General features: G+C 52.3%; 10 protein-coding genes. 2 read left to right on the top strand and 8 right to left on the bottom strand.

The window, feature by feature from the left end:
• The first annotated feature begins 23 nt into the window (after positions 1-23).
• A complete protein-coding gene (locus B7444_RS14705) occupies positions 24-629 on the top strand; it encodes a thioredoxin domain-containing protein (protein WP_007283966.1) in 606 nt (201 codons plus the stop codon).
• On the opposite strand, the gene B7444_RS14710 is transcribed toward B7444_RS14705, so the two are convergent.
• From B7444_RS14710 to B7444_RS14745, 8 genes are all read right to left on the bottom strand, one after another.
• The gene (locus tag B7444_RS14710; RefSeq protein WP_035730530.1) at positions 626-1,072 is read right to left on the bottom strand and encodes a c-type cytochrome; all 447 of its coding nucleotides are present in this window, start codon (positions 1,070-1,072) and stop codon (positions 626-628) included. The two genes, B7444_RS14705 and B7444_RS14710, sit on opposite strands and share 4 nt — an antisense overlap.
• A complete protein-coding gene (locus B7444_RS14715) occupies positions 1,050-1,505 on the bottom strand; it encodes a c-type cytochrome (protein WP_007283968.1) in 456 nt (151 codons plus the stop codon). The genes B7444_RS14710 and B7444_RS14715 overlap by 23 nt, the downstream gene beginning before the upstream one ends.
• On the bottom strand, positions 1,502-2,089 hold the full coding sequence (gene mauA, locus B7444_RS14720) for a methylamine dehydrogenase (amicyanin) small subunit (protein ID WP_035730529.1): 588 nt from the start codon (positions 2,087-2,089) through the stop codon (positions 1,502-1,504). The genes B7444_RS14715 and mauA overlap by 4 nt, the downstream gene beginning before the upstream one ends.
• Entirely contained in the window at positions 2,076-2,675 is a 600-nt protein-coding gene (locus tag B7444_RS14725; protein WP_007283970.1) for a redoxin family protein, read from the bottom strand. Before B7444_RS14725 ends, mauA begins: the two co-directional genes overlap by 14 nt.
• Positions 2,672-3,190: a MauE/DoxX family redox-associated membrane protein gene (locus B7444_RS14730; RefSeq protein WP_146911354.1), complete on the bottom strand. Its 519-nt coding sequence runs from the start codon at positions 3,188-3,190 to the stop codon at positions 2,672-2,674. Before B7444_RS14730 ends, B7444_RS14725 begins: the two co-directional genes overlap by 4 nt.
• Positions 3,190-4,353 (bottom strand): amine dehydrogenase large subunit, encoded by a 1,164-nt coding sequence (locus tag B7444_RS14735; RefSeq protein ID WP_048855208.1) that lies wholly within the window; start codon positions 4,351-4,353, stop codon positions 3,190-3,192. Before B7444_RS14735 ends, B7444_RS14730 begins: the two co-directional genes overlap by 1 nt.
• Positions 4,354-4,617: 264 nt before the next feature.
• The gene (locus B7444_RS14740; protein ID WP_231502982.1) at positions 4,618-6,801 is read right to left on the bottom strand and encodes a TonB-dependent receptor; all 2,184 of its coding nucleotides are present in this window, start codon (positions 6,799-6,801) and stop codon (positions 4,618-4,620) included.
• Positions 6,802-7,394: 593 nt separating this feature from the next.
• Positions 7,395-8,825: an aminotransferase-like domain-containing protein gene (locus B7444_RS14745; RefSeq protein ID WP_231502981.1), complete on the bottom strand. Its 1,431-nt coding sequence runs from the start codon at positions 8,823-8,825 to the stop codon at positions 7,395-7,397.
• Positions 8,826-9,020: 195 nt separating this feature from the next.
• Here B7444_RS14745 and B7444_RS14750 point away from each other — a divergent pair, with 195 nt between their 5' ends.
• Positions 9,021-10,205, top strand: a complete 1,185-nt coding sequence (locus B7444_RS14750; RefSeq protein WP_081603795.1) for an aminotransferase class III-fold pyridoxal phosphate-dependent enzyme — start codon at positions 9,021-9,023, stop codon at positions 10,203-10,205.
• Positions 10,206-10,208: the final 3 nt, after the last annotated feature.

Here is a 10,208-nt window from a genome sequence, read left to right on the forward strand (position 1 = left end):
TTTTCCTGAGCGGGACGAATAATATGGTTGATTCATCTGCATTATTGGGCACTCAGGCGCTTTTATGGCTCGTGCTGATTGCAACAGTGTGTGTGGTGATCGCCTTACTGGGGCAAGTGCGATATTTTTACCGCCGTATTGCCCCTTTAGGGGCCCTCGCGCCCACCATGTCCGCAGTTAATCACCTCGAAGCGATCGAATTAGAAACCGTGTCAGGAGATCTCATTTCTATTGGCGGTATGAATTCTAATGGGAAAAGCCAGCTTTTACTCTTCATCTCTGGTTCATGCCCCATCTCACGCAAGATGATTCCTATCGCCGTGGACTTCACCCGTCGGGAGAAGCTGGAGCTGCTTTTTTGCGGTGATGACGCTTTGGATGCCCAGAAGAGCGCGATTTCCATGCTGGGTATTCCAGAACAGGCTTTCGTCAACGAAGGCATGATCGGGCAGCGCCTAGGCGTGGACCGTGTGCCTTTTGCGGTTCTGCTAGGCGCTGATGGGCATGTCGTAGCGCGTGGACTGGTCAACAGCCTTGAGCATCTTGAAAGTCTGTTAGGGGTTCAGGAAACAGGGCACGCGTCTTTGCAATCTTTCATGACTGCAAATCCGGGCGCCCTTGCACCCTAGTGAGGACAACTCGCCTGAGCGCGGCTTAAAACTGCCGCTCTTAGGGATAAAAGATCCGTCGTTGAAATGGGATGAGCTCTTAATTCATGCACTTCGGACGCTGAATAGTGCGGTGTTCCAGCCGGAGTGCTCTTTCCTCCAAGCTGGAACAGAACAAAATTGAGGACATCCGCCAGTTCCTGATCATCCCGGATCAAGGACATCGAAATTCCCGGCACGCGTGCGAGATAGGCTCTTCCTTCTGTAGAGCAGCTAAAGACCCCAACCTGATCGCGCAGTACCGGGATAAATGTCCGCCCAGAGATGCCTTCAATACCGTGACACCCCCCACAATGAGTCAGGTAATTGGTCACGGTATGAGTCTGTACGGCCGCCTGGGCCGCTGACGTTCCACACAACGTCAGGACCACGGCAAGGATCTCAGGGAAGGGGATGCGTAGCATCAAGGGCTTTCCTTTCAGCAATGAGATCCTTTGCTTTTTTGGGCGTTGCCCGGGCAGTCTTGATGTCATCAGCCGTAAAACCCGGTGCTCCCGGCGTGCTCAGGGACGACACATAGCTCAGGACTGCGGCAATCTGATCGTCGCTGAGTGCTTTGAAAGACGGCATGAACCCCATATAACTCGCGCCGGAAACCTGAATGGCGCCATGCAACCCATTCAATAGAACATCCGCAATATAGGTCTTGCCTTCCGGGGAGACTGCAATCTTGCCAACACGTCCAGTAAGGGGTGGAAACTGGCCCGGTGAGCCAATTCCGCCAGCCTGATGGCAGACGCTGCAATTGCTATTGTAAACAGACTGGCCATCTTCAGCATAGGCTAAGGGCGTAGCAGCCAGGATGCAGGTGAAAAGAAAAGCTGTACGTTTGATCATGAAGCATTTCCAACGATAACGGATGTTGAACAGTTATAGACAAGGGCACCCGTCCCGAAACACCAGATGATGTCGTTATTCGCCTGCGGACGGTAGCTTGGCTGATCTCCATCAGTTCCAAGACAGGCAGGTTGACTACAGGCGTCCTGACCGCAGCAGTCCCGATAGGCAACAAGATAGGACTGACCATCACCTGGATTGAAACAGGTCCCAATCCAGGATGTAGGAGAAGGACGTGTTCCCGGGGGGCAGCTATGGATGCCTCCTCCACAGGACGCGCAAAGAAATCCATCAATCGCGCAATATCGCCAGTAATTGCATGCTGTGGGATCGGTGGTTTGTGCTTTGGCGGCAAAAGGCGAGGGAGCCTTTGGAGAAGGCGCTGCTTTTGTCGGCGTTGCGGCAGACACGCGTTCTACGGGCAGAACTGGTACCAGTGCGCCAAATGTTGCCCATGCCCCCAGGCGCCCCAGCAAGCTGCGTCGAGAGCTATGACCGGCAACATGTCGGATCAGGCGTTCCGTGACGCGATCCAGCGGATTGGCGCGCATCTCGCGTCCAGATGAGGGATCAGACTGCGTCATGCAGAAGCTCCTTGGTTTCAAAGGAAGAAGAAACTGGGACAGGTAGAGTGCCAAGAATGGCTTCGACCTGTGCTCGGGTGCTAGCGACATCCCGCGCCGTAATGACACCGCGATTGTCGAGTGCAACGAGTGTAGGCAGGCGCCCAATCTGAAGTAGAAGCAAGAGTTCCTGACTGGTCACAAGCGGAGTGTGTTCGAGGTGTGTTCTGGCAGTCATGGCCCGAAGGGCTGGAACGTCTTCTTCCCCTATCAGAATCAGGTCAATGTCATGAGCTACCGCCAAGGCCTGTACGACAGGGAGTGTTTTTTTACAGACGGGGCAATCTGCTGAAATGAACATCAGCACGTTTGATCGGCCGGTCGTATGCATCCCTCCAAGCGGGAAAGGACTATCGTCCAAAAGCCGTGCCGTAATGCGCGGAAGGGCCTGACCCACCTGCAATCCTGCAAGAACAGGCTGCTGGCCGATTGGAGCGGTTCGCTCATGGAGCACGCCGATCTGACGCGCCAGTGCAAAGACTATCACAGCCAGTCCCAGCGTAAGACAGGTCAGCAGAACCGTGGAGATCATGAGAAAGAGCATCATACGTGGTGTTCCGGCTGGCGGAGATGGACAGAGGCAAGGGCAATCAGAAGAATGCTGATGCCTGCAAGGAGAGCCTCGCCGTTCAGGAAAATACCAACGGGCCTTGTCAGGAAGCCTGCGAGAAGCACCAGAAGGGCCAAGCCGATATTTCCTCCTACAGCAGTCCATGAAAGCTGGCTGTTGCTTCCCGGAAGGCATCCGCATGACAGGGTTATACGTCCCCGAACGACATTAATGCCCATCACGAAGGCAAAGAATAACAGCAGGAGTGATGCTGCAATTCCTGCCGTAGCCGCAAGCCATCCGCTCCATAGCCAACCCCCCAAAGCGGCCTGAACACCAACCAGCCCATAGGCAACCGGGAAGGCCATATCGAGCGGGATCAACCGATATGCGGCAATGTCAGATGCAAACCGTGAGACATCCAGAGCCTTCGAACTTGCAGAGGCCAGAAACAGAGCGCCTATTATGTTGGCAGTCACCGCACCAGCCATTTGCGTAACGAGACACGTCATTACTCCCCCAGAGCAACTGTAAAATACAGATCATCACCCAGATGAGGCATCTTGCGTAGCATCGTCCCGGTTGTAGCATCCCAGATGAAGAGATCTCCTGCTTCATCCGAGGTGAACATCAGTGGCTTGGCATCCTGCGTTACCCCCACCATGGAGCTTGGCTTTGGCAGTTTGATACGCCGGATCAGCTTGTGGGTCTCTACATCAAGCTCCCAGACTTCCGTTCCGGCCGTTTTATGCGTCCAAAACGTGCCCTGATGCATCGTTACGAAGAGATGCCCTGTTGCATAATGCAAGGCTGAGAGTTGCCAACCGCCGGGACGCCAGGTTACCGTAAAAGGACTGTCAGCCGCTGGAGCAGCTTTCATTCCTGCGGCTTCCTGAATGGACCAGGCTGTGTCGATCTTCGTTTGCGCAGACAATGCCGTAGGGTAAACGAGGCCACTATAAGAAATGAACCAGGTTTTGCCGTCAGTCCGGCGTGTTGGACTATGCTCGAAGACAGCATCCTTCTCTGGGTCAAAGAACGGCTTCGTGTGGGTGACCTCGGCTTTTCCAGCGTTGAGACTTACATTTGCGAGGCTTCCGTCGGCACAAATGGACGTGAAACCGGCATTGCCCCATGGGTAAGTCAGGGCGCAGCCCGGAAGATCAACATTCAGACTGAGTTTGTGACTTGCAGTATCTATGACATGCACCGCGTTCGTCGGTACCATGTCATAAATATACAGGCGGCTGCCATCACTGCTGATGGTCAGATCATTTTTCTTGGGTGTAACGAGTGCCCGCCCAGGAAGGACCTGGTCGTTTACGATCTCAAGGGTCTGTGGATCGTAGGATGCGAGCAGATCAGCGCGGTCCCCACGATTACCGCGGGACCAGACAGTTTCGCCTACATAGAACGCGCGTCCTTTTGGGTCCTGTACGACGTTCCCATTATAGGCAGCCTGAACCATTCCAAGAAGCTTGCCCCTGTCTGCATCCACAACATAGACACGCCCGTCTTTTGCGTGATGTCCCACAGCATCCTGAACAAGGATGCGATGATCGGTAACGGGGGAAAGCTTGATGATATCGCTCTCCTCCGTCTGAAGGACAGGATCGTCGGCATATGCGCTCCCACACGCTCCTGAAGCGACGGTTGCCAGCAGAAACGCTGTCATGGCCGCTAATTTTGTTGGGAGTTTAAGCATACGATTCATATCCTTGCGAGCAATATGGAACACGACGGTGGCATTTTGTTATGATTTTGCAAAGATCCTTTCCCGTTTTGATTGATCCTTGCAGATGCGCGGGGTATCAATTTAAAGGCAGATGCAAAGGGCGATCATCCTGAATAGTCACGGGACATTGGTGCGGGCAGGAGCGGAAACACCCTCTCTATTGTTCGGCTACAATCCTGCCGTAGGCTCGATACCAGCATTTTTTCAGAATTCCGTGCTGATAGTACCAAAGAACTGACGTGGTGACCCGCGTTCAAGCGATTGGTAGTCCCCAGACATCGGATTGCCATTTTCACCCATCATGGAAATATATTTTGAATTGAAAAGATTATAGACGTTGAAGTCAAAAGTGATGTTCTTGGCAATTCCCCAGTTCCCGGCATTGTATCTCGCCCCTGCGCTGGCTAACCAATAACCTGGAACCGAGGTGTCGTTTGTGTAGCTGAAGTACCGCTTGGAATAATAATGAACATCGAAGTGTGTTTCGAGGCCTTTCCACCGATACGAAAGGTTCGCCTTGTACATGAACTGAGGATAGTTCACGACTTTCTTTCCTTTGGTATAATAAATACCATCGGCTGTGGTAATATTTCCGCCATAAGTCGAGTGGTTGTAACTGACGCTGTTATAGAGTGTCAGTCCTTTGACAGGAGTTAGGGTCAGAGAGGCATCAACTCCGTTCGTGTGAACGCTTGTTTGGGTTACGCTTGATACCGGGTTCGTAATTGTACCTTCCGTAGCAGACTGGAGGCGGTGGCTGGCGTCTGCATGATAGCCTGCCAGACTGGCCTGAACATATTTGTCCGTGTAGCGATATCCAACCGCATAAACCCAGTCACGCTCCGGCTTCACAGTATGGCGAAGTTGCTGAAAAGTGTCCTGATCCTGGACGGACCATACAGAGTTTCCCACACCATTCGGGAGTACCTGATAAGAACGCATGTTCTCGGCAAGATCAAAATAAAGCTCATGATGGCTAAGAAAGTGCCAGCTTCCTCCCACGTGTGGAAGGAATGCAGCCGAAGCCGTCATACTGCCGTTTGGAAGAGCATCCGCGCCAGTATAATCCGAGTTATTGTAGTTTGCTCCACCTGCCGTAGTGGAAATCATGGACTTGAAGCCAGCAGAAATGCGGACGTTTTCCAACGGACGCCACGTATCCTCAAGGTGATATGTGAAGTTGTTTGTGTGCCATACGAAACCATAGCCCTGCATGAAGGCTTTTCCATAAGTGTCGTACGGGCCAACAGTTTTTAGCGGTGCACCTGTCCCAAGAAGTGGCTCATTATACCAGAAGAGATCTGCCTGCTGGTTGTTGTTTTCGAACCAGACGCCTGTATCGATTGTATGATGAGCAATATGATAGTTCAGGGACGTCGTGAAACCATAGCGCTCCTGGCGGTTCTGCCAGACCTCTTCCGAGAAGGGCGCGCCGGTGTCCGCTGATGGCGTTTCATAATCAGAATAGGTGTAATAACCCGTCTGACTTGTTCCATAAATCGTGCTTTTCCAGCGAAGACGATCCGTCAGCGCCAGATCCAGGTTCAGGCCGCCCGTATAATCAACTTCTGCCTGACCGCCATCGTACAGGTAAGGTTCATCTCCGTTGGCCTCAATCGCATCTGAGGTTGGAAGGGAGACTTCGCCAGCGGCATAGGCTGTTGCCAAACCATAGTTTGGATAAAGGTGCGGAACACGCCAGCCAAGTGTCTTGAGCATTGCAAGGGACGTATCCTGATAGCCCCATTCTTGCATGTCGCTCCAGTTAAAAAATGCTTTGATCACGCTGTCATGACCGATGGGCTGAACGATTTTTGCGTCTACCTGCTGCTGGAACTGGTCCCCGCCGCCCATCCACTTGCCTTCCTGGCTTCGGGAATAGGCGACATAAGCTTTGGTGCCCGAGGCATTCAGCTTGCCGGTATCCGCCCGGATATAGGTGCGATAGGAACTATAGCTGCCGAAACCCTGAGAAATCTTTCCGCCCGCTTTATCCTTGGGATCGGACGTTTCAAACTGAAGAGTGGCGCCCAGCGTAGAGATGGATGGAACGTCTACGCCTCCTGGTCCTTCCGACAGGACAGAGCGCTCGATATCATCGGAAATAGAGGCCTGAATGACGTTCAGTCCGTTGTTGCTCTCGTAGGTCTGATCATTCAGAGGGATACCATCCAGCGTTACGCCGATCTGATCCATGAAAAATCCACGGACGTAGATGCTACTGCCCCATGTATCGATACCTAAGGGGTCTGTGGAACTGAAGCTGACGCCGGGCAGGCGGTCTACGGCTTTCAGGACGCTTGTTCCCGGCGTGAACTGCGCCATAACGGCCTTTGAAACAACGTTTTCAGCCCCTCGTGACACTGCTCGGCTTGCGCTGACCCTCATCGTTTCGTTGCCGCCAGTAACGGATGTTGGGGTACGATGCGTCGTTCTTTTTACCGGGTTGGATGCTTTTCGCGTTGAGTGAGCGACGGCTTTTTTGGGAGATGGCAAGCTTTCTGCAGCATAGAGTTGGCCTGGAAGAACGCAGAGAAGGGCGGATAATGAAAGGGTTTTCCGAAAGGAAAGACGTCGAAAAGGACACTTCGCATGGACCGAGAGGGGTGTTCTTTTGCTCACGAGTTCTGTTCCATCTCTTTGGGTGTCTGTAACAACCACTGCGGACTCCCCGATCGGTCTCTTAAAGAGACGCAGGGTGTTGCCGATCGACGCCAGAGCACATTGGCCTTGAGGCATCAGTAAAACGCTTCGAGAGAAGGAATTTCTCATCGGAGAGCTTTAATAGCCGTCATTTTGCAAAGTGTATGAAGATAAAATCGAAGTCGCAACGGTTTTGTTCGTTAAATGGAAAGTCCTTGAGTAGGCTGATAAAACGCCCATGGGTGTTTAGGATTCAAAACACTTCAATTCAATAGACTCGTCGAACCTTCGCTGTCGCTCTGGTTGCGGCTTTTGGTGCGCCTCAAATGGACTACATTTTACAGCTTCTGGAAAACCCTTTGATTTAAAAAGGAAAACAGGCGTGGAGAATTTGTATGAGTGATATTGAAACGTAGCCAGGGAGACGGCGCATTGTCAGGAGAAAAGTAGCTTCCCGGAGCGAGCATGATGCCAGCGAGAGCAGCCTCTTGGGTTAATGTCAGCAGGTCGATATCGTGAGGAAACCGCATCCAGCAAAACATCCCACCCTCGGGTTTCCCAAACGGAACAAGGCCACACTTCTGAAATTTTTTCCCGGCGCTTTTTTGTAATTCTGAAAGTGCTTCGCGGAGTCTTGCGAGATGAAGCCGGTAGCGACCATCTGCTAGAATGTGATGCACAATTGCCTCTGAAATACCGTTGCTTGTCAGGCTACTAGCCATTTTTAGTTTGAGGATATGGTGAGCCATGCTCGGTGAGCACGCAACATACCCAACACGCAATCCCGGCGAGATTGTCTTGGAGAAACTGCTGACACGTATGACCTGATCCAGCCGGCCTAGATAGGCCAGTGTTGGTGTTTTCTCTGCAGCAAGATCTCCAAAGATGTCATCCTCAATCAGGGTAAATCCATAAAGCTCAGCCAGTTTCAGAACCTGATGAAGAACAGGTGCACTGCAACTTGTTCCGGTTGGGTTATGGAGTCTGGTGTTGATGATAAAAACTTTGGGAGCTTTCGTCTGAGCCAGTTTCTGCAGGGTTTCCAGGCATGGGCCATCCTGCAAGCGGGGAATACCAACGATGTTTAGCCTCAACGCCTGAAGCGCCGGGAAAAGGTTGCAATACCCCGGGTCTTCGACAAATATCGTGTCACCACTTTGGGTTAGACAACGAACGGCAAGCTCAAGCGCCTGACTGGCACCATGCGTCATAATGATCGAAGAGGTGTTGCAGGCAATTCCTTGCCTGGAAAGCATCAGGCAGATCTGTTCCCGCAGGCCCTCATGCCCGTAGGGATTTCCATATCCCAGACCCATCTGTTCTGATTTGCGGCCGAGGCTGCTGAGAGCCTGCTTTACGCCACTGCCAAATAGATAGCTGTCAGGCAACCAGCCGCAACCCGCCTGAATATGGTTTGGAGCGCTCTCATAAGCGCGTTGCAGAAGCCATAGGGAATCTACGGATGTCGCCACTGTTCGCTGAGGAAGCATACGACCGCTGTCTTCCTGCCGGGTAACAAAGTAGCCACTTGCTCTTCGAGCCTCCAGGAGGCCATCCGCAACAAGTCGGTTATAGGCATTGGAAACCGTGAGGGGACTGACACCGGAATCTGCAGAAAGCCGTCGAATAGAAGGGAGTCTCATGCCTTCTGGCCAGTCGCCTGTGCGGATCCGCTCTGCAATCTGGGTGACAATCTGGGCAACAAGCGGCTGGGAAGAGGCCGTGGAAAGTTTGAGCATATCGATGCGCGAGCCACTGAAAATTTTCAAACCATCGCCCTCAGAAGGGCAGTCATGGCTATTTTCCAAGTCAAAAGAACCTGTACTGCTCGATTGACCGGTACAGGTTCACTCATAAAACAGGGAACTGTATATAGGCAATCTTGTTCCGAATAAAGAATATTCATGAAACGCCGTATTCCCACCTCTCCGGGCGCGGCAGCGTTTAATAACAAAGGTTGCGGAATGGCACAGTTGCTCAATGAATTCGATTGTGAACGGACCTTGAGAAACGGCACTTACTGGATGCCATTCACGGCGAACCGCCGTGTCAAGGAAGATCCGGCATCCCGCATCATCACGTCTGCGAAGGGAGCCTATTACTACACGCCTGAAGGCAAACCGTTGTTTGATACGCTGTCCGGGTTGTGGTGCACCCCTCTGGGGCATGGTCACCCGCGGATTGTGGAAGCTTTGAAGACGCAAGCTGAGACCCTCGATTATTGCACAGCCTTCCAGATGACCAATCCTGTGACTGTGCGCCTGGCTGAGCGTATTGCGGGTATGGCTCCCAGCGGATTGGATCATGTTTTCTTTGCCAATTCCGGCTCGGAAGCTGTGGATACGGCCCTCAAAATTGCGCTCGGTTATCATCGTCTCAGAGGGGAAGGTGGTCGCTTTCGCATGATAGGCCGGGAGCGTGGATATCACGGTGTTGGCTTTGGTGGCATGTCGGTTGGCGGCATTGTTCCTAATCGTAAGATGTTTGCTACCGGAATGCTGAATGGCGTTGATCATTTGCGCCACACTTACAATCCAGCGCACATGGCTTTCTCCAAAGGGCAGCCGGACTGGGGTGTCGAGTATGCTGAAGATCTGGAGCGCCTGATCGGCCTGCATGATGCTTCAACAATCGCCGCAGTCATCATTGAACCTGTTCAGGGATCAACGGGCGTTCTGGTACCTCCAGTCAGGTATCTTCAGCGGTTACGCGAAATTTGCACTAAGCACGGTATTCTTCTGATTTTTGATGAAGTCATTACAGGCTTCGGGCGCATGGGCGAAAATTTTGCATCCCAGCGGTTTGATGTGAAACCGGACATGATTACGTTCGCCAAAGCCGTTACCAACGGTATCGTCCCGATGGGGGGTGTCATTGTCAGCTCAGACATTTACGACACGTTCATGACTGGTCCGAAAAATGCCGTTGAATTTGCCCATGGCTATACCTATTCGGGCCATCCTTTGGCTGCGGCTGTCGGTCATGCCGTTCTGGACATTATGGAAGAAGAGTCCCTGATTTCTCGGGCTCGTAGTCTAGAACCCATTCTGGCAGAGGCCATTCATTCCCTTGCTGATCTGAAGGGTATCAAAGATATCCGCAATATCGGTCTAGGCTCAGGACCCATTGATTTTTGTAGGGAATTTTGATTC

This window comes from Gluconobacter thailandicus F149-1 = NBRC 100600 (assembly GCF_000964465.1).
Lineage (GTDB): Bacteria > Pseudomonadota > Alphaproteobacteria > Acetobacterales > Acetobacteraceae > Gluconobacter > Gluconobacter thailandicus.